The organism is Bacillus sp. XB1 (assembly GCF_053557995.1).
This window is the reverse complement of record NZ_JBNRIL010000002.1, coordinates 672,749-691,975: the sequence shown is the minus strand read 5'-3', so window position 1 is coordinate 691,975 and position 19,227 is coordinate 672,749. Positions and strand designations below refer to the sequence as shown.

The following is a 19,227-nucleotide window of genomic DNA, read 5'->3' as shown; positions in this document are numbered from 1 at the left end:
TGTATCATCCAAGTATAAGTATAAAATAATAACAGTTTTATTTTTAAATTTTTTTAGACATAAAAAAATGGTAACCCGCCGTTACCATTTTTTATAAAATTATCATTTTTCTACTGGGAATGATTTCAAATCCGTCGCTATTTCTGTATTAGAAAACAACTCTCTAGCCTCTTTCAATAATTCCTTATATGTATCTCCTTGATAGCGAGAACTAATGTGAGTTAATATTAGTCGCTTCGCATTTGCCTGAAGTGCAATGCTCGCAGCTTGCTTAGATGTAGAATGAAAATAATCATACGCTTGTTGCTCATCTTCTGCTGCGAAAGTCGCTTCATGGACAAGTACATCTGCATCTTGCGCAAGCTCCCTACTCGCTTCGCAATATCGCGTATCACCTAAGATAGTAATAATTCTTCCTTTTTGAGGTGGGCCGATAAACTCATTTCCATTTAATATCGTGCCATCCTCTAATTCAACTGCTTCACCATCTTTTAAACGTTTAAAGATTGGACCTGGTTTCACACCCATCTCAAGCAACTTATCAACTAAAAGAGCACCTTGTATATCTTTCTCTACAATACGATATCCAAAACATTCTATACCGTGTGACAATCTTTTCGTTTCTACATAAAATTCATTATCTTCAAATACGGTACCTTCTTCTGTTATCTCCACAACTTCAAGTGGATATTTCACATGTGTCGTACTTACCGATAATGCCACTTCAATAAATTGTTTAATTCCTTTCGGTCCATACACCGTTAAAGGCGTAGTTCCTCCTTGAAATGAACGGCTACCTAATAAACCAGGCAATCCAAAAATATGATCGCCATGTAAATGCGTAATAAATATTTTTTCAATGCGGCGCGGACGTACAGATGTATGTAATATTTGATGTTGCGTGGCCTCGCCACAATCAAATAACCAAGTTTGTCCTCGTTCTTCTAACAATTGTAAAGCAATTGCTGAAACGTTCCTTCCTTTTGAAGGAACACCTGCACCAGTTCCTAAAAATACAAATTCCACTTTCTTTCCTCCAGCTCTAAATATACTCTATCTCTCATCTTACGGAATGTTATTTCAAATGGCAAATTGAATTTACATAACCAATCATCTAGACAACTATATAACACGAACATTATACTTAAAAAATTTAGCTATCGTTCGTGTTTTATGGTAAAATGATTATACTACATTTTAAGGGAGCGTTTTATTATGAAAGAAGTATTTCGTTTACAAACTGATTTTTCATCTTCATTTGATCGCTGGGTAAGTTCTTTCGTGTCTGATCACCCAGCACAATTAGAATGGACAACTTTAAAGGAATTAATCCATGAATATACAACATCACATACAAATGATACGTTACCAGCATATATTTCTTCAGCTTTAACATATTACGCCCAACGTGTTTCAACTACAAACAGTTCAGAGATTGTTATTTTTGAAAACCCTACAATCTCGTAATCTATAAATAAAAAAGCACTGGTTACAGTGCTTTTTTATTTATACTTATTTAGTAAATCGTCATATTCCGTCCAAAAGTTTGTATACATCCTTTGATCAAACTCATCTAAAATTATCTTGTCACTTGATTTATTAAATAATTCTTTTGCTTGTAGTGCAAAAGAAACAATTTGTCTTCTATATTCATTTTCATTCAATTCTATATGAAGTCCTTCATAGTATATAGCCTTTTGATCAGTAGAAATAACTTTGACAAAGTCCTTTAAAATCACGTTTTTACCTATATGGTTTATAGTCCAATGAATTGAAATTGGGCATCCTAACATTAGCATAGTGCCACATCCGTGCAAAATAAGCCCCTCTTCATTTTCAATATCACAAATATATTCTTTATCTAAAGTTCGTAACAAAGCTAAAGCTGATTCACTTATTCCCCATTCCTCATCCATACCTGCCTGCGTAATAATCGTTCCAGCCATATTTAAATATATTTCTCCATGAGAACATAAATCTTCCTGCTCATTAAACAACCATTTTTGATTCTCAATATTTATAATAAAATTTTGTGGTACCATTACAAATTCCCCTTTTATAAAAACATTTATTTTCCATATTATTTATAATCAATATCATGCATTTCATCCCATATATCTATTATAAATCCATTTAATATTTTAAAAACACAGATAAAAAAGATATTGACACTAAGATTTTACAGTGCTAACATCAACATGTAATTGAATATGGTCTCTGTTAGGTGAGGCTCCTGTATAGAGAAACGCTGCTGCCCAAAAATGTCGAGAGACGCCAATGGGTCAACAGGAAAGGTCGGAATGAAGGCCTTTTTTAACGTAGCTGGTTTCAGTACCTATGCTATACAGTGCTAAAACTCAACGAGGGAGAGGTGCATGTATTTTGTCATACACAAAAACTGTTTTTATTTATATCTACTAACAGTCTTTGTTGTGGACTCTTTTAACTGCGAATTCAGACCTTTACTCGTTTTGAGTAAAGGTCTTTTTACGTCTATATGCACCTTACTATGAAACAAACATAGCATATTCAGAAACTACTAAATTGTACGGAGGTGAGGAACAGTTGGCAATTGATGATTCGGCCCAGATACCCATACGTTTTACATTCATATTTCATCATGTAGGTAGGAAAGAAACTGTTCCTCACCATTTCAAATAGTTAGGTAACAGATTGTTTCCTCCTTCATGACAGAGGAGGAACTACCGATGTTTAATTTACAAAGACAAGAAACAAAGCATGCTTATGAGCAAGATAGCATGAAAACAAATAACGAATTATTAGTGGAGGTTGCAACACAAGATGTAAGCTCTGCGTTAAAACTTTTAGAAACAACACAAGATGGATTATCTAAACAAGAAGCGTCTCGTAGACTTTCTTTATATGGTCCGAATGAAATAGCTCATAATAAAATGGCGCCGTGGTACATTCAATTTCTATTGGCATTTAAAAATCCATTTATTTTCGTTTTATTAGCTCTTGGAGCACTCTCCTTTTTCACAGATGATATGCAAGGAACGATTGTCGTATCTGTAATGGTCCTACTTAGTGCAACGATTCGGTTCTCCCAAGAATTTCGTTCTCAAAAAGCTGCCGATAAGTTAAAAGCTATGGTTCGAACAACTGCGAGCGTATTTAGAATAAATGGATTTGTACATGAAACAAAAAATGTAAAGAATTTAAACCGAAATTACACAACAGAAATTCCAATTGAGGAACTTGTACCTGGCGATATTATTTCCCTTTCAGCTGGTGATATCGTTCCAGCTGATGTGCGTGTTGTATCCGCTAAAGATTTATTTGTTAATCAATCTTCTTTGACAGGGGAAGCACTTCCTGTAGAAAAATACGAACACTGCTACCATACAGAAAATAAGCATATCTTACCGAAAAACATGAAAAAAAATTACAATCCACTCGATATGGAAAACCTTTGTTTCATGGGAACAAATATTGTAAGTGGCAGCGCAAAAGCTGTTGTCATCTCAACAAGTACCGATACGTATTTCGGCTCTTTAGCAAATAAGGTAATTGGAAAGCGTGTAGAAACAAGCTTTGATAAAGGTGTAAACAAAGTAAGCTGGCTCTTAATTACATTCATGCTTATTATGGCACCTATTGTCCTTCTCATTAATGGATTCACAAAAGGAGATTGGCAAGAAGCTTTCTTCTTCGCTATTGCCGTTGCTGTTGGCCTTACACCTGAAATGTTACCAATGATTGTAACTGCTAATTTAGCTAAAGGTGCCGTTAACATGTCTAAACAAAAAGTAATTGTAAAACAGCTAAATTCTATTCAAAACTTAGGTGCTATGAACATTCTTTGTACAGATAAAACCGGAACTTTAACAGAAGATAAAGTGGTCCTTGTTCGTCACTTAGATCCCAAGGGAAATGAATGCAATCGCGTCTTGCAATTTGCCTATTTAAATAGTTTCTATCAAACTGGATTGAAAAATTTAATAGATAAAGCTGTTATTAAGCATACAGAGGAAAACAATAAATTTAATCCATCAGCTTTTCAAAAGCTAGATGAAATTCCATTCGATTTCGCCCGCCGGCGTATGTCAGTTATCGTAAAGGATATTTCAGGTGAACATACAATGGTTTGTAAAGGTGCCGTAGAAGAAATTTTATCAATTTGTAACTACACTGAAGTGGATGAAAAAATCGTTCCACTCACCGAGGAAATACGTTCAAATGTCAAAAAACTAAGTGAGACACTAAATAGTGAAGGTATGCGAGTTATTGCTGTGGCTTATAAAAAAGATAGAAGAATAAATGATACAGAGTACGCAGTAAAAGACGAAACTGATATGATTCTCAGTGGATATATCGGCTTTTTAGATCCACCGAAACCATCTGCAGCAGCTGCAATTCAAGCATTACAAAAACATGGTGTACAAGTGAAAATTTTAACTGGCGATAACGAAATTGTTACAAGAAAGGTTTGTAAAGAAGTTGGATTAGATATCGGCGAACCAATCCTCGGTTACGAGATTCATTCTTTACCAGATAAAGCATTAGCAAAACTTGCTGAAGAAACGACTGTATTTGCGAAGCTTAATCCAATGCAAAAATCTCGTATTATACACGCATTACAAGGAAATGGACACACTGTAGGTTACATGGGAGACGGCATTAACGATGCTGTAGCATTACGTGAAGCTGATGTCGGAATATCTGTTAATACTGCTACTGATATTGCGAAAGAAGCTTCCGATATTATTCTACTCGAAAAAAGTTTAACTATATTAGAAGCAGGTATTTTAGAAGGACGTACTACATTCGGAAATATTTTAAAATATATTAAGATGACAGCTAGCTCTAACTTCGGTAATGTGTTTAGCGTGTTAGTAGCAAGTGCTTTCATTCCTTTTTTACCGATGCTTGCCATTCATCTTTTAATTCAAAACTTACTTTATGATATTTCACAACTTTCTATTCCATGGGACAAAATGGATAAAGAGTTTCTAGAAAAACCACGAAAATGGGATACTGCAAACTTACGAAGCTTCATTATTTCTATCGGCCCAATTAGTTCCGTATTTGATATTATCACATACGTAGTCATGTGGAATGTATTTGGTGCAAATACACCGAGCGAGCAATCATTATTCCAGTCCGGTTGGTTTGTCGTTGGATTGTTAACACAAACTTTAATTGTTCACATGATAAGAACACAAAAGATTCCATTTATTCAAAGCACTGCATCAACACCAGTCGTTTTATTAACCGCTCTTATTATGGCAATCGGGATTTATATTCCATTCTCACCACTTGGTGCAGCCGTTGGTTTGCAAGCATTGCCACTTAACTACTTCCCTTGGTTAGTAGGAATACTATTAGGCTACGCTTTTTTAACACAGTTCCTAAAAAAGCTTTATATTAAAAAGTTTCATAGCTGGTTGTAAAAATAAGAATGAGTGGATATTCCCCGCTCATTCTAAAAAACATAACACATATTTATATATGGAGGTGACCATGATGGTATGGTACGACATTGTATTCAGATTAGTTATCGCAATTATTGTAGGAGCTTGCATTGGAATGGAAAGACAATGGAGACACCGAATGGCTGGGTTACGGACAAATGCTCTCGTATCACTTGGTACCTGTATAATAGGAAAGGTGTCATGATTTTACTACTTCATGACACCTTCTACATAAATTTATTTTCTAACTTTTGTTGAAACGACTTCTCTTGCTTACGTAGTAGTTGACTACCTCGTTGTAAAATCGGTGTTCCATACTTATCATTAATTTGATCAATGACAGCAAGTAGTGGTTCTTTTTTCGCATCCTCTTCAAATGAAAACAAATCTAATTGTTTCACCGATTCTGTCTTCCACTCTATTTCAGTAGCTGTAACACCTAGTAAACGAACGGAATCACCATCCCAATGTTGCTTCCATAAACGGGATGCTGCTTGAAAAATATCGCGTTCTTCCCAAATTGCATTTTTCAATTGCTTACTCCGTGTTACTGTTCGCCTATCATGGTATTTAATCATAATTTGAATATTATAGCTGACAAGGGTTCGCTTTTGTAATCTTTTACTCACTGATTTTGATAAACGTTCTAACATATCAAGCAATTCTTTCTCTTCATCCATATCCTTTGAAAAAGTCATCGAGTTACCGACACTTTTATGTTGGCCCATTTGACTCGGATCCACTTCCCTATCATCCGTACCTTTTGCACGCTTTTGTAAATCAATACCGTGCTTCCCAATTTTAGCGCGAATGATATGCTCGTCTCCCTTCGCTAACTGTTCAATTGTATGTATATGAATTTCATTTAATTTTTCAGCTGTTTTTTCTCCAATCCCATGCATTGCTTCAACTGGAAGTGTCCAAATCATTTCTGGAATATCACGTTTTCGAAGTACGGTAATACCGAGAGGTTTTTTCATATCAGAAGCTGTTTTTGCTAGGAAAAGATTTGGAGCAATTCCGATACTACACGGAAGCTGCAACTCTGTTAATAGTGCTTGTTGAATCATCTTTGCTATTTCAAGAGGCGAACCAAGTGCGTAGCAATCTGTAATATCTAAATATCCTTCATCTATTGAGACTGGTTGTATCTTTTCTGTAAAACGGGAAAGGACTTGAAACATTTGAAATGAAGCTTCGCGATATAATGTGAAATTAGGACGCCTTACAACTAATTGCGGGCATAACCTTTTCGCTTCCCAAAGGGGCATCGTCGTACGTATTCCGTATTCTCTCGCCTCATAACTACATGTTATAATAATTCCTTTTCTCTCTTTTTCATTTCCAGCAACCGCTAATGGCTTTCCTTGTAATGATGGATCATGAGCAATTTCAACAGATGCGAAAAAGCAATTCATATCTACATGTAAAATAACACGACCATTTTTCGGATACATTTCTCGCATAGTACTCACTCCCTAATCAGAACGTTCGTTCTTTCATTATATCAAATTTTGCACAATAGTTATAATAATTACTTGTTCTTTTTTATAATCGATATAAAGAGGATATATATGTGAAAGGGTCTGATTATGATGAGATCAACTAATAAAGTGAAACTTTAATCAGCCTCACCAATCGGGTTTTTGCGGGCAGCAGGGCCCCCACTTAACTTCTTTACTTTCGCAGAATTTTGAGGTAGGGAGCTTACTGTCCGGCAAATAGCGGGATAAACTCAACTATACATGCCTTGTAGTTATATTAATCATTGCAATTAATTATTTACTACTTCCGATTTTCAATATGAATACGTTAGGATTATTCCTTCGTCTAGTACATGTAGCAACAACGTATATACTTCCATAGGTTTTCTTATATTGGCTTATACGTCTTGTCAAAGCAATCGAATCAAAATAAAAAGCGTGTAAATCACAATTGATTTACACGCTTTTTCTATTTCATTACTTCGCTACTTCTTCAATAATTGCAACAACTAATTCTGCTGTTTTTGCTAATTCTTCAACAGGAATCTTCTCGTTTGTTGTATGAATTTCTTCATAACCAACTGCTAAGTTAACTGTTGGGATACCATGTCCTGCAATTACGTTTGCATCACTTCCGCCACCACTTTGGTGAAGAGAAGGTGTACGACCAATTTTTTCAGCTGCACGTTTTGCAACTTCTACAACGTGATCGCCATCAGCAAATTTAAATCCTGGGTACATAACGTTTACTTCAACGTCTGCATGCCCGCCCATTTCTTTTGCAGTTGTTTCAAATGCTTCTTTCATTTTCGCAACTTGTGCTTCCATTTTCTCATTGATTAAAGAACGAGCTTCTGCAAAGATTTGTACATGATCGCAAACGATATTCGTTTGTGTACCACCTTCAAAACGTCCAATATTTGCAGTCGTTTCAGAGTCAATGCGACCAAGTGGCATCTTCGCAATTGCTTTCGCTGCGATAGTAATTGCAGATACACCTTTCTCCGGCGCTACACCAGCGTGAGCTGTTTTTCCGCGAATAATTGCGTTCACTTTCGCTTGTGTTGGAGCTGCAACAACGATTTCACCAACTTTTCCATCGCTATCTAATGCGTAGCCATATTTCGCTGTAATACGCTCACGGTCTAATGCTTTTGCACCAACAAGACCTGATTCTTCTCCGACTGTAATAATAAATTCAATTTTACCATGAGGGATATTTTTCTCTTTTAAAACACGGATTGCTTCGAACATTGATGCTAATCCAGCTTTATCATCCGCACCTAAAATTGTTGTACCATCTGATACGATATATCCATCTTTAATAGAAGGCTTAATTCCATTACCAGGAACTACTGTATCCATATGAGAAGTAAAGTAAATTGTATCAACACCATCTTTTGTTGCTGGTAAAGTACAAATTAAGTTACCTGCACCATGACCAGTTACAGCCATTGTGTCATCTTCAAATACTTCTACACCTAAATCTGTGAATTTCTTCGTTAATACTTTGCAGATTTCTGCTTCAAATTTCGTTTCAGAATCTACTTGTACTAATTCCATAAATTCATTTACTAAACGTTCTTGATTAATCATAAGACTGCGCCTCCTGCACTACCATTATGTATGTAACACTATTAATTATAACAGAATTTCGCAAAAGTTTCGAAATACAAGACAAAAAACAGATGGTTTACATGTCTAGATAACCATCTGCTTTCTATTACTCATTTAACAATACCCAGCGCATATGATCTTCCCACACGCCATTTACCATTAACATCTTCCTAGACACGCCTTCATATTGAAAACCTATCTTCGTTACTACTTGTATAGATGCTAAATTACGAGGCATAATCGGAGCTTCTATACGATGTAACTGAAATTCCCCAAAAGCAACTTGAATTGCTTTTCTAAGCGCTTCTGTCGTATACCCTTTGTTTAACTCTGCTTTATCTAATTTATAACTGAGTACACAAGATTGATAAATGCCACGAACGATTAAATTAAATGAAATACACCCAATTATTTTCGTATCATCACCCTTTTTAAAAATCCATAGTCTGATGATTTTCCCTTCTTCGAACTCTTTTCTATCCTTTTGCAACTTTTTCTTTTGATAATCTAGCGTAAAAAAATCATCCGGTCTATACTCTTCCCAAGCTTTTAAAAATTCACGATTTCTGTCGTAATATTGAAGAACTGTTTCAGCATACGACTCATCAATTTCCCTTAAGTATAAACGATCTGTTTCGTATATTTTCATCATCGTATCTCCATTCTTCAGCTTGCCCAACTAAAAATTAACAATATACCCTTTTACTATATTCTCTACACACTCTCAAATTTCCTGTTATATTTTGCAATCCCCTCCCGAATTTTGTCCTCACTCTCCCCTTGTCCATAATTTCATTTCTCGTTACAATGAAATTGTACTGATTTGCAAGGAGGTATAACGATGCATAAAAAAGCTCAAAAAGTTATGGTTTATGTGATGCTAATTTCTATGCTTGTAACAACATTACTTGCTGGCGCGAGTATGTTTTGGTAAAAAGGGCGATGTGTTCGTCCTTTTTTTACTTTTTACACATAACAAAATAAACCATCTCGACATCGAGATGGTTTATTTTATATAAAACACAATCGCTACAATACTAAAGGAAAATGACATTACAAGCGCTATTACAAAACTTGTATATTGTTTCTGCTGAAATGCCCCAATAACAAAAGTGAGATTAAGTAATGCCATACATACAATCGCTACAAGATAAGAACATATATTAAAAGTTGCCAATATGAATGTAATAACAAATAGAAATCCCATAAAAAACTGCATATACGAAAGTTTTGGATTCAAGTACATATGAGCAACCCCTTTATCTAATTTTATCTTTCTATACTCTCATTAACGCACGGTTATGTACACATGTCAAGACAACTTATTATAATAGAAAAAGCCAACCTTTTCGTTGGCTTTTTCATATGCAACGGCTCCTTTTTCTTTTGCCAATTGCTGAAATGATTTTTTCGATTTCACAATCCATACTTTCGTTCCAATTGGAATGCGATCAAACAAATATTCCACATCGTTTTTCTTCATTCTTATACACCCTTGTGAAATATACTTTCCAATTGAACTCGGTTGGTTTGTTCCATGTATTCCATATTTACTTCCATCAGTTCCTCTTGCATTAAATCCAATCCACCTTGACCCAAGTGGATTTTTTGGCGATCCACCTGGAATATCCTTCGCAATGTAATACGGATCCTTTGCTTTCATTACAACATCAAAATTTCCTTCTGGAGTTAATTCATTCGTTTTCCCTGTCGCTACTGGAAAAACCTTTTGAATCTTTCCATCGTCAATGTAAGCTAATTTATTCGTTGCTTTATTTACAATAATAAAAGGATCTCCGGCACGTGGATTATCCCCAAGAGGCCAAATCGGCGATAAAGAAAGACATAATATGATAGAGAGAAGATACGGCATAGATAATTCCTACCTTCTATATAAGTTCTTTTATATTATCCTTTCCCTTAAAGCGACTTTTAATGAGTAAATATTGTTCCATTTCATACACAAGTTGAACAAGTTTCGCACGTATCTCAAATTCTTCGCGTGTAGCTGGCAATGGCATGTCTCTAAATAATCCCCTCATTTCTTGAAGCTGCCTTAAGGAAATAACGCCAGTACTCTCAGGGCTAATAGCATTACCAATGTTTTCAACAACATCTGCAATCATGTCAGCTTGTTCATATGTCCACGATAAAGAAGCTGCTAGTGGTATCATTCGCTCTAAAATTTCGAATTGTTGCATACGCATATTAAAATAACGATAGTAATAATCATCTTCTCGCATAAATGCATTCTCAAGTTTTTTAAACGATAAATCTCTTGCTTCATTTAACATATTCTCGGTTTCAATGAGTTCTGCTCCACTCCAACTACTTTCTCGATTTCGTAAATACACAACCATTTCAAACAAAATCGTTTTAAAATTATTCTCTATTTTATCCTGATACTCTTTTAGCTTATTTTCACTACTCGGCATATACATATTTACTAATAACGCCACGCTAATCCCTATCGTTAATATAGCAATTTCATTTCCAACTATAAGCCATGTAATTTGCTTCAATGAATATAGATGCATAACAATAACTGAACTCGTGACAATACCTTCTTGAATTTTAAGCATTACTGCAGTCGGAATAAATGTAAGTAACAATATGCTAATTGCAAGTGGTGTATAGCCAATCGTTTCAAAAATACAAAACGCGAATGCCATTGATAATACACACGCTAGAAAACGATGTAACGACACTTGAAGTGATTTGCGCTTCGTATTTTGTACACATAAAATAACTAAAATACCTGCTGAACTATAAAATTCTAACCCTAATAACTGAGCAATAAAAACTGCCGCACCTGTCCCTATTGCTGTTTTTACTGTACGATATCCAATTTTAAACATATCATTACTCCTATATGTATAAACGTATTTACAGCTAGTATAAAAAAAGGATGACACAATGTCATCCTTTTCTACTTATTATTCACATAACCTTTTCATATTACAATATTTTTTGTAAAAATTGTTGCGCACGTTCACTTTTCGGCGCTGCAAAAAATTCTTCTGGCGCACTATCTTCTACAAGCTTTCCTCCGTCCAAGAAAAGAACACGATCTGCCACTTCTTTTGCAAAGCCCATTTCATGTGTAACGATAGCCATCGTCATTCCTGTCGTAACTAACGATTTCATAACTTCTAACACTTCTTTCACCATCTCTGGATCTAGCGCCGATGTCGGTTCATCAAATAACATAACTTCCGGTTCCATCGCTAACGCTCTTGCAATTGCTACACGTTGCTTTTGTCCTCCCGAAAGACGATTGGGATACGTATCTTTTTTATCTACTAATCCAACCTTTTCTAAAAGTTTCTCAGCTTTCTTTTCAGCTTCTTGCTTCGTTACCCCTTTTACATTGATAGGAGCATACGTAATATTTTCTAATACAGTCATATGAGGAAATAAGTGAAAATGCTGAAATACCATACCGACATTTTCACGAACATGCATAACATTCGTTTTCGGATTCGTTACTTCTTCCGTCCCAATCCAAATGTGACCATCCGTTGGTGCTTCTAACATATTCATACAACGTAAAAATGTTGATTTTCCTGATCCAGAAGGCCCTATAATTGCGACTACTTCCCCTTTTTCAATTGTTGTTGTAATTCCTTTTAATACTTCGTTTTTACCAAATGATTTATGAAGGTTTTCAATTTTAATCACTTTTCTTCATTCTCCCTTCAATTGCCTTCCCGACTAATGTAAGAATAATGACTAACATATAATAAATCAGTCCAACAAAAAGTAATGGTTCAAGATATTTAAATGTCTCACCGCCTACAATGTAAGCACGACGCATTAAATCAGTCGCGCCTATTACTGTTACTACAGCCGATTCTTTCGTAAGTGTCGCAAATTCGTTCACAAGCGCTGGTAATATATTTTTTAATGCTTGAGGGAAAATAATATTTCTCATCATTTTTCCGTACGGTATCCCTAAAGCCATTGCTGCTTCTGTTTGTCCTTTATCAACCGCTTGAATACCAGCACGAATTACTTCTGACATGTATGCACCTGAATTCAAGCTAAATGCAAGTACAGCAGCTAAGAATGCTGGTATTTCATAACCAATTATTTGTGGGACGCCGAAATAAATAATCATTAATTGCAATACAAGGGGTGTACCACGAAAAATTGATGTATAAAAATCTGCTGCTATATTTAATGCTCGTATTCTAGCAATTTTACAAAGTGCTAATAGCGTTCCTAAAATAAATCCTGCTAAAGCTGATACTGCTACAATTTTCAAAGTAACTTCTAAACCTTTTAGTATATATGGTATCGAAGGCGTAATCGCCGAAAAATCTAAGTTCATTCTTTTCATTCCCCTCACAGAAAAGTGAAAGGCAGCTTATTTTCCGCTGCCAAACCATTTCTTCACTAATTTATCCATTTCTCCACTTTCTTGCATTTTTTTAATTACTTTATTAAATTCAGCTGTTTTATCACTGTTTTTCGGAAGGGCAATTGCTGCTCCAACTTCTTCTGGTGCTTCTTTAATTTCAATTCCTTGTAAATCTTTCATTTTCTCTAAATAATTTTTAGCAACTGTATCTTCTATAATTGCAGCGTCAAAACGACCAGCTTTAATTTCTTGTACGATTTCTGGTATACGGTCACGTCCCTCAACTTGGAAATCTACTTGTTTTTTAAATTCTGAAGCTTTCTCTTCTTGAATAGACCCTGTTTGTACCCCTACTTTTTTCCCTTTTAAATCCTCTACAGATTTAATGTTAGAATCCTTTTTAGAAACGACCATATTTTTCGCAACAAAATAAATATCTGTAAAATCAACATTATTTTTACGCTCTGCAGTTGGCGTCATACCTGCCATTACGAAATCAACTTTTCCTGAACTAAGAGATGCTAATAAACCACCAAAATCCATATCTTTCACTTTCACTTCATACCCAAGTTCTTTTCCGATATATTTAGCAACATCAACATCAAAGCCAATAATTTCATCGCTCTTTGACGCATCTACATATTCATAAGGTTTATAATCTGCTGAAGTTCCCATTACGAGTACTTTTTTATTTCCTTTTGTTTCTTTCGATTCCCCATTACTACAAGCGCTGAATATACTTACAATTAAAATAAGTGCAAACGATATTGATACTAACTTCTTCATCTTTCTTCCCCCTAATAATGTATATTTAAAAGTTTAATAGAATATTTATTCGATGTTTGTATTGTATCAGCACTTTTATTTTTATGCAATATATAAAATAAAAATAAATAATAAAACAATATAAATGCTGTTTGTTATGTATAAAATGATGCATAAAACAACACAACTATGCATATCTCAGAAATTTTAATAATAAATAAAAAAGGCGGCACATCCACTTGATTGTGGACGTGCCGCCTTTTCTCTTATTTTTTATAGTTCTTCACAATTCTCTTCGAAATATGATTGTAGTTTCGCAATAACTTGCATCGGTTCATGACCTTCAATTTCATGACGCTCTACCATCGTTACAATTTTTCCATCTTTTAATAAAGCAAATGATGGAGAAGAAGGTGGGTACCCTTCGAAATATTCACGCGCTCTTGCTGTCGCTTCTTTATCTTGACCTGCAAACACCGTTACAAGGTGGTTAGGACGTTTATCATAATGTACGGAATGCGCAGCAGCAGGACGAGCAATACCACCTGCACAACCACATACAGAGTTTACCATTACAAGTGTTGTTCCATTTCTTTTAAACGCTTCTTCTACCGCTTCCGGCGTCGTCAATTCTGTATATCCAGCAGAGACAATCTCTTCACGCGCTTGGCGGACAACATCATTCATAAAAAAGTTAAAATTAATCACTCTTTTCCCTCCTCTAAAACTACCTATTTGTATCTTACCAGTTAATGTTTATGAAATACAAGTAAGTTTACTTGTATTTAAGTATAGAAAAGGTGTTAGAGCTCTTGCTCTAACACCTTTTCTTTAATGACCACGATGTTTTTGCTTTGCTTTTTGTACTTTCATTAAACGTCTTCTTTCTTTTTCAGCTTCTCGCTTCTCTTTAGACTGCAGTTTCTTTTCTTGTTTATGCAATTCATAAGATAAACTAATCGCCTCTTGCGCCTTAGTAAAACGTTTAATAGTTGTTTCTTTTGCTGCTTGTCGTATGATACGCTTTATGTTTTTAGGACGCTGTTTTTCTTTAACTTCTACACCACATTTTGCAAAGTGCTGAAAATGCTCTAAAAGTGAACCATTCACAAACATAAGCACTTCTTCATCTGACGGTTCCGCCCCAAAAATATACCTCGCCCCATACAATTTCCCTTTTTCTTTACATGTAATGATTCCAACAAAAAATTGGCCATCGTGATATACTGTCAAATCCATTGACAGCCCCTCCTTTAAAAGATTAGAAATACGGGACATCCCGGAGGGGAAGGTTACTGACATGAAATCATGCGTCTGGACTACCAACCAGAGCTGTGTTTTTGTATTTCTTTCACTATTATTATATCTTTTTTTCCATAATCTTCATATATTCAGCAATCATTTTTTTATGCGATCCTACAATATAGTCAGGTAGTTCTGTTACTGAAAAGAATTTAAGCTGAACTGCTTCTTCTTTATTCATAACAAAATCCCCTTCGTATTCATCCGTATAATAGGCGGTTGTTACAGATTGAAATTCATCACCGTTTTCTAATTTTGTAAAGTAGTTCGCTCCAGAAAATACATTGATTAGTCGCAAGTTCTTCACTTTTATTCCTGTCTCTTCATATACTTCACGATAAGCTGTTTCTTCTGGTGATTCACTAAGCTCCATTAGCCCGCCAGGTAGCCCCCATTTTCCGTACGGCTCTGTCCGCTGCTGCAATAAAACATATCCATTTTCATTTATAACGAGTACAACAGCACCAACTAAAATTAAAGGGCGATGACCAACTATTTTTCGTAATTCTTCTACATATCCCACCGTATCGCCTCCTTTTTCGTTGTCCACACTATTGTATCATATGTTCGAAACGACAAAATGCGTATATTTTTCATTTTTTTAACAAAATATTTATTTTATGTGATTCATCTACTGTAGCTAACATAATAGATTCCACTTCTGTACTCTCCTCTAGAAATTCTCTCGCCCACGCTTCTGTTTTTCCTAATAATGCAAGAACATCTTTCTGTATCCTCCCATCCTTTACTAATACAAAAGAAACTGGAGATTTTTTTCCCGCCACTTTAAGATCAAGCCGCGAAACTGCTTCATATTCTGGATACCGAAATATAGAAACGACACCGTTTGCTTCCCATAATGCTAATTTAATCGTTTGAATATCGCTCACATTTCGCATACGAAGTTCCGAAAACAAATATTCTACGGTAATTCTCGCCTTTTTCAAATTGCTAAAATCAATGGAACCATTATGTATAAGAATAATAGGTGCTGGCTCTAAAAAACGTCTCCATCTATCCCATTTCAGCATTAAAACTGAGCTTATAATATGAAGTACAACAAGTATGAACGTTGTAATCATCGAGCCCAGTAACCCTACTTTTTCATCAGACAATGCGTTAGAAATATTCCCACCAAGCAATAACACTAATACAACATCTAAAAAACGAAGTTGTGCGATAGACCTTTGCCCCATCGCTTTCGCAACTAATATTAAAAATATGTATGCTATAATAGCCCGAATAACCCATTCACTATTAGAAAGATGCCGTGCTCCTTCAAAAATATGCATATGCATCACTTTGCACTCCTTACCCGTCTCAAACTGCTATCCTGTTTTAGTTTGCAACGTTTATGAGCATATATGTAAAAAAGCTGGTTCGTTTAAAAACGAACCAGCTTTTTTTACTTAACTGAAAACATATATTTTTTATACGTTTTCCGTACCGATAGTATGAGCCCCATCATAATCATATTTGAGAATAAGGAACTTCCCCCATACGATAAGAAAGGTAATGCAATACCTTTTACAGGCATTAATCCAACGATCATACCGATGTTTTGGAATATTTGAACTGTTAATATACCGATTGATCCAGCGCATAATAATGTACCAAATAAATTATCAGCGGAATAACCAATAATAATTGTTCGATATAGTAGTAATAGGAACAAGAAGACAACTAAGGCTGCTACGATAAATCCACCTTCTTCGGCAATTGTAGCGAAAATAAAGTCAGTATGCTTCTCTGGGATATAGACGCTTCCTCCACCGTATCCTTTACCTTCCATTCCTCCACTACCTACAGCTAAAATCGATTGCTGTGTTTGATAACCTTGATCTGCATTTTCAAATGGATTTAACCAACCTACAATACGCGACTGTTGGTGAGGTTTTAGTAAAGTAACTAACTTATTATAGAAAAAATCTGGATACTTAAAGAAAATAAATATTAAAGCAGATAATATGGTCAACGGAATAACTGTACATAATGCTATCAATTTCTTTTGAATACCTGACATAAATAAAATACATGCAATAGCAGCAGCATATAAGAACACCATACCTGTATCCGGTTGGCTATATACAACAGCCATAGGCGGAAGAGAAACTAGCATAATTTTACCTACTAATTTTAAATCCGTTTGGAATGTCCTCGCCATATACTGCGCATTATGTTTCACAGCTATGCTTGCTACTACAAGAAGCAATGCAATTTTGAAAAACTCAGACGGCTGAATTTGTCCAAGTACTGGAAAAACGAACCATCTTTTTGCACCTAATTTTTCAGGTGTGAAGGTGGAAACCGGTAGTATTTTCAAAAGAATAAGTGAACCAAACCCGGCAATATAAAGTGGCCAAGATAATTTTTGCAATTGATCTAAGTCGATGCTTGCAACAAGAAGTAACAATACAACCCCAATTATGTAGTTAACACCTTGTTTCATAGCAAAGTTTGCAGCTCCATACTGTCCCGTTTGCTGACTGCTATATATAGCAGCTATACTCGTCACACATAGTGCACACAAAATTAAAATTAATTTTACATCTAAACTTTTTAGAAACTCGGTACTTCTTTTCATGACATCCTCCTGAAACATTGTTACGGCAAAAATAAAAAACCAGGAGTCAACATTCTTCATGTTTTGACGACTGATTACACATTATCTATAAAACACTTATATAGAATAACTCTCTTTTTCATACAATACAATATATTATACTACAGTTTCGTCAGTAAGATTTGCCAAAAAAATTATTCTTTTCTTATTTTATATCCATATACCATATATCAGCAATGTATTTTCGTAAATTCCTAATACATAATCGTTTATTGTAAGATTACTGGGAAAGATATTTATACATATAGTAGGATGTAGATGAAGAAATAAGATAATAAAAAGCTCGCATAAGCGAGCTTTTTATTAATATACAGATGTATTATTTTCTGACATGTTTTCTAAAATTTCTTTAACACGTCCTAAGAACTTACCACAAATTAAACCATCAAGTACTCGGTGATCAAGTGATAAACATAAGTTAACCATATCACGAGCACCGAACATACCGTTATCCATAATTACTGGGCGTTTTACAATTGATTCAACTTGTAAAATAGCTGCTTGCGGGTAATTAATAATACCCATAGATTGAACAGAACCGAATGATCCTGTGTTATTAATTGTAAATGTTCCACCTTGCATTTCGTCTGCTTTTAACGATTTCGTACGTACTTTTCCTGCAAGTTCTGTAATTTCACGAGCGATGCCTTTAATTGTTTTCTCGTCCGCTTGCTTAATTACTGGTACAAATAGTTCTTCCTCTGTTGCAACAGCGATAGAAAGGTTAATATCTTTCTTCTGAACAATTTTATCGCCAGCCCACATTGAATTAATTTGAGGATACTCTTTTAACGCTTGTGCTACTGCTTTTACGAAGAAAGCAAAGAACGTTAAGTTAAAGCCTTCACGCTTCTTAAAGTCACCTTTAATTGAGTTACGGTATGACACAAGGTTTGTCACATCTACTTCAATCATCATCCAAGCATGTGGTGCTTCGTGTTTACTACGTAACATGTTTGCTGCGATTGCTTTACGCACACCTGTTACTGGAATTTCGATATCTCCAGGCATTGTAGGTACAGAAACTGGTTTCGCAGCTTCTACTTTTTGCGCTACTGGTGCTGCTTTTGGTGCTTCTGGGCGAGCTTCTACTACTGCCGCTACAGCTTCCTCTTTCTTCGCCGCACCTGCTTGTGGGATATTTCCAGATTCCACTAGCTTTAAAATATCTTTACGAGTGATACGGCCATTTGCTCCCGTACCTTCTACTAGATCTAAATCAACGTTATGCTCACCTGCAAGCTTTAACACAGCTGGTGAAAAACGTGGTTTTCCATCAGTTGGTTGTTTTACTTTCGGTGCTTTTTCAGACGTAGCTACTTCTGCCTTTGATTCTTCTTTTGTTTTTTCCTCAACAGCTGTTGCTGCTACTTCATCTGCGCCTTCTACTTGAATAACACAAACTACTTCACCTACAGCTAACGTATCACCTTCACCAGCGATTAACTCTTTCACAACACCCGTGAAAGAAGATGGTACTTCAGCATTTACTTTATCAGTCATTACTTCTGCAAGCGGATCATACTTATTTACGTGATCGCCAACATTAACGAGCCATTTACTAATTGTGCCCTCTGTAACGCTCTCCCCGAGCTGAGGCATTGTAATATTTTCTACAGCCATGTATAGTCCCCCCGA

At 35.4% G+C, this 19,227-nt stretch carries 20 protein-coding genes, 1 pseudogene and 1 riboswitch; of the genes and pseudogenes, 4 read left to right on the top strand and 17 right to left on the bottom strand.

Annotation, left to right across the window (positions count from 1 at the left end):
* Nucleotides 1-102: 102 nt before the first annotated feature.
* A complete protein-coding gene (gene rnz / locus ACK1U5_RS18915) occupies nucleotides 103-1,026 on the bottom strand; it encodes a ribonuclease Z (RefSeq protein WP_000397453.1) in 924 nt (307 codons plus the stop codon).
* 189 nt (nucleotides 1,027-1,215) lie between these two features.
* Between rnz and ACK1U5_RS18910 the strand changes: the two genes are divergently transcribed.
* Complete coding sequence (locus tag ACK1U5_RS18910; RefSeq protein WP_000665709.1) at nucleotides 1,216-1,467, top strand: DUF3932 family protein; 252 nt, start codon at nucleotides 1,216-1,218, stop codon at nucleotides 1,465-1,467.
* Between the two features lie 35 nt (nucleotides 1,468-1,502).
* On the opposite strand, the gene ACK1U5_RS18905 is transcribed toward ACK1U5_RS18910, so the two are convergent.
* Nucleotides 1,503-2,042: a hypothetical protein gene (locus ACK1U5_RS18905; protein ID WP_000249056.1), complete on the bottom strand. Its 540-nt coding sequence runs from the start codon at nucleotides 2,040-2,042 to the stop codon at nucleotides 1,503-1,505.
* Between the two features lie 167 nt (nucleotides 2,043-2,209).
* A riboswitch (M-box (ykoK) riboswitch) is annotated at nucleotides 2,210-2,377 on the top strand.
* Between the two features lie 331 nt (nucleotides 2,378-2,708).
* Here ACK1U5_RS18905 and mgtA point away from each other — a divergent pair.
* A complete protein-coding gene (gene mgtA, locus ACK1U5_RS18900; protein ID WP_069605391.1) occupies nucleotides 2,709-5,414 on the top strand; it encodes a magnesium-translocating P-type ATPase in 2,706 nt (901 codons plus the stop codon).
* Nucleotides 5,415-5,487: 73 nt separating this feature from the next.
* Nucleotides 5,488-5,622 (top strand): annotated as a pseudogene (locus tag ACK1U5_RS18895) (MgtC/SapB family protein); the annotation flags it as partial.
* 40 nt (nucleotides 5,623-5,662) lie between these two features.
* Here the strand turns inward: ACK1U5_RS18895 and ACK1U5_RS18890 are convergent.
* From ACK1U5_RS18890 to ACK1U5_RS18880, 3 genes are all read right to left on the bottom strand, one after another.
* Nucleotides 5,663-6,901, bottom strand: a complete 1,239-nt coding sequence (locus ACK1U5_RS18890; protein WP_001208860.1) for a DNA polymerase IV — start codon at nucleotides 6,899-6,901, stop codon at nucleotides 5,663-5,665.
* Nucleotides 6,902-7,396: 495 nt separating this feature from the next.
* Nucleotides 7,397-8,515, bottom strand: coding sequence for a tripeptidase T (locus tag ACK1U5_RS18885; RefSeq protein ID WP_000609803.1), 1,119 nt, complete (start codon nucleotides 8,513-8,515; stop codon nucleotides 7,397-7,399).
* A 127-nt stretch (nucleotides 8,516-8,642) separates the two neighbouring features.
* Nucleotides 8,643-9,188, bottom strand: coding sequence for a GNAT family N-acetyltransferase (locus tag ACK1U5_RS18880; RefSeq protein ID WP_001987197.1), 546 nt, complete (start codon nucleotides 9,186-9,188; stop codon nucleotides 8,643-8,645).
* A gap of 189 nt (nucleotides 9,189-9,377) precedes the next feature.
* On the opposite strand from ACK1U5_RS18880, the gene prli42 reads away from it, so the two are divergent.
* Nucleotides 9,378-9,470, top strand: coding sequence for a stressosome-associated protein Prli42 (prli42, locus tag ACK1U5_RS18875; RefSeq protein ID WP_000549040.1), 93 nt, complete (start codon nucleotides 9,378-9,380; stop codon nucleotides 9,468-9,470).
* Nucleotides 9,471-9,542: 72 nt separating this feature from the next.
* On the opposite strand, the gene ACK1U5_RS18870 is transcribed toward prli42, so the two are convergent.
* The 12 genes from ACK1U5_RS18870 to ACK1U5_RS18815 all read right to left on the bottom strand — a co-directional run bounded on the left by ACK1U5_RS18870 (nucleotide 9,543) and on the right by ACK1U5_RS18815 (nucleotide 19,212).
* Entirely contained in the window at nucleotides 9,543-9,782 is a 240-nt protein-coding gene (locus ACK1U5_RS18870) for a DUF3894 domain-containing protein (protein WP_000281167.1), read from the bottom strand.
* Between the two features lie 66 nt (nucleotides 9,783-9,848).
* On the bottom strand, nucleotides 9,849-10,409 hold the full coding sequence (locus tag ACK1U5_RS18865; protein ID WP_001146563.1) for a L,D-transpeptidase: 561 nt from the start codon (nucleotides 10,407-10,409) through the stop codon (nucleotides 9,849-9,851).
* Nucleotides 10,410-10,425: 16 nt separating this feature from the next.
* A complete protein-coding gene (locus tag ACK1U5_RS18860) occupies nucleotides 10,426-11,394 on the bottom strand; it encodes an aromatic acid exporter family protein (protein WP_000472666.1) in 969 nt (322 codons plus the stop codon).
* A 100-nt stretch (nucleotides 11,395-11,494) separates the two neighbouring features.
* Nucleotides 11,495-12,217 (bottom strand): amino acid ABC transporter ATP-binding protein, encoded by a 723-nt coding sequence (locus ACK1U5_RS18855; protein WP_000590202.1) that lies wholly within the window; start codon nucleotides 12,215-12,217, stop codon nucleotides 11,495-11,497.
* A complete protein-coding gene (locus ACK1U5_RS18850; protein ID WP_001046915.1) occupies nucleotides 12,210-12,869 on the bottom strand; it encodes an amino acid ABC transporter permease in 660 nt (219 codons plus the stop codon). Before ACK1U5_RS18850 ends, ACK1U5_RS18855 begins: the two co-directional genes overlap by 8 nt.
* A gap of 36 nt (nucleotides 12,870-12,905) precedes the next feature.
* Complete coding sequence (locus ACK1U5_RS18845; protein WP_000737677.1) at nucleotides 12,906-13,685, bottom strand: transporter substrate-binding domain-containing protein; 780 nt, start codon at nucleotides 13,683-13,685, stop codon at nucleotides 12,906-12,908.
* Nucleotides 13,686-13,937: 252 nt separating this feature from the next.
* Nucleotides 13,938-14,351 carry a BrxA/BrxB family bacilliredoxin gene (locus ACK1U5_RS18840; protein ID WP_001979317.1) on the bottom strand — a complete coding sequence of 138 codons (414 nt, stop codon included), beginning with the start codon at nucleotides 14,349-14,351 and terminating at the stop codon, nucleotides 13,938-13,940.
* 144 nt (nucleotides 14,352-14,495) lie between these two features.
* Complete coding sequence (locus ACK1U5_RS18835) at nucleotides 14,496-14,903, bottom strand: YjdF family protein (protein WP_000366585.1); 408 nt, start codon at nucleotides 14,901-14,903, stop codon at nucleotides 14,496-14,498.
* A gap of 121 nt (nucleotides 14,904-15,024) precedes the next feature.
* Nucleotides 15,025-15,489, bottom strand: a complete 465-nt coding sequence (locus ACK1U5_RS18830) for an NUDIX hydrolase (RefSeq protein WP_000542555.1) — start codon at nucleotides 15,487-15,489, stop codon at nucleotides 15,025-15,027.
* Between the two features lie 70 nt (nucleotides 15,490-15,559).
* Entirely contained in the window at nucleotides 15,560-16,264 is a 705-nt protein-coding gene (locus ACK1U5_RS18825; protein ID WP_069605392.1) for a DUF421 domain-containing protein, read from the bottom strand.
* 107 nt (nucleotides 16,265-16,371) lie between these two features.
* A complete protein-coding gene (locus ACK1U5_RS18820; RefSeq protein WP_000831182.1) occupies nucleotides 16,372-17,550 on the bottom strand; it encodes an FtsW/RodA/SpoVE family cell cycle protein in 1,179 nt (392 codons plus the stop codon).
* A gap of 342 nt (nucleotides 17,551-17,892) precedes the next feature.
* A complete protein-coding gene (locus tag ACK1U5_RS18815) occupies nucleotides 17,893-19,212 on the bottom strand; it encodes a dihydrolipoamide acetyltransferase family protein (RefSeq protein ID WP_000257681.1) in 1,320 nt (439 codons plus the stop codon).
* Nucleotides 19,213-19,227: the final 15 nt, after the last annotated feature.

Coding starts and splice junctions, on each gene's coding strand:
- prli42 (WP_000549040.1), top strand. CDS start 9,378: ATGCATAAAAAAGCTCAAAAAGTTATGGTTTATGTGATGCTAATTTCT.
- ACK1U5_RS18865 (WP_001146563.1), bottom strand. CDS start 10,409: ATGCCGTATCTTCTCTCTATCATATTATGTCTTTCTTTATCGCCGATT.
- ACK1U5_RS18890 (WP_001208860.1), bottom strand. CDS start 6,901: ATGCGAGAAATGTATCCGAAAAATGGTCGTGTTATTTTACATGTAGAT.
- ACK1U5_RS18825 (WP_069605392.1), bottom strand. CDS start 16,264: ATGCATATGCATATTTTTGAAGGAGCACGGCATCTTTCTAATAGTGAA.
- ACK1U5_RS18905 (WP_000249056.1), bottom strand. CDS start 2,042: ATGGTACCACAAAATTTTATTATAAATATTGAGAATCAAAAATGGTTG.
- ACK1U5_RS18835 (WP_000366585.1), bottom strand. CDS start 14,903: ATGGATTTGACAGTATATCACGATGGCCAATTTTTTGTTGGAATCATT.
- ACK1U5_RS18850 (WP_001046915.1), bottom strand. CDS start 12,869: ATGAACTTAGATTTTTCGGCGATTACGCCTTCGATACCATATATACTA.
- ACK1U5_RS18845 (WP_000737677.1), bottom strand. CDS start 13,685: ATGAAGAAGTTAGTATCAATATCGTTTGCACTTATTTTAATTGTAAGT.
- ACK1U5_RS18840 (WP_001979317.1), bottom strand. CDS start 14,351: ATGAATGATGTTGTCCGCCAAGCGCGTGAAGAGATTGTCTCTGCTGGA.
- ACK1U5_RS18885 (WP_000609803.1), bottom strand. CDS start 8,515: ATGATTAATCAAGAACGTTTAGTAAATGAATTTATGGAATTAGTACAA.
- ACK1U5_RS18820 (WP_000831182.1), bottom strand. CDS start 17,550: ATGAAAAGAAGTACCGAGTTTCTAAAAAGTTTAGATGTAAAATTAATT.
- ACK1U5_RS18870 (WP_000281167.1), bottom strand. CDS start 9,782: ATGTACTTGAATCCAAAACTTTCGTATATGCAGTTTTTTATGGGATTT.
- ACK1U5_RS18860 (WP_000472666.1), bottom strand. CDS start 11,394: ATGTTTAAAATTGGATATCGTACAGTAAAAACAGCAATAGGGACAGGT.
- ACK1U5_RS18815 (WP_000257681.1), bottom strand. CDS start 19,212: ATGGCTGTAGAAAATATTACAATGCCTCAGCTCGGGGAGAGCGTTACA.
- ACK1U5_RS18910 (WP_000665709.1), top strand. CDS start 1,216: ATGAAAGAAGTATTTCGTTTACAAACTGATTTTTCATCTTCATTTGAT.
- mgtA (WP_069605391.1), top strand. CDS start 2,709: ATGTTTAATTTACAAAGACAAGAAACAAAGCATGCTTATGAGCAAGAT.
- ACK1U5_RS18880 (WP_001987197.1), bottom strand. CDS start 9,188: ATGATGAAAATATACGAAACAGATCGTTTATACTTAAGGGAAATTGAT.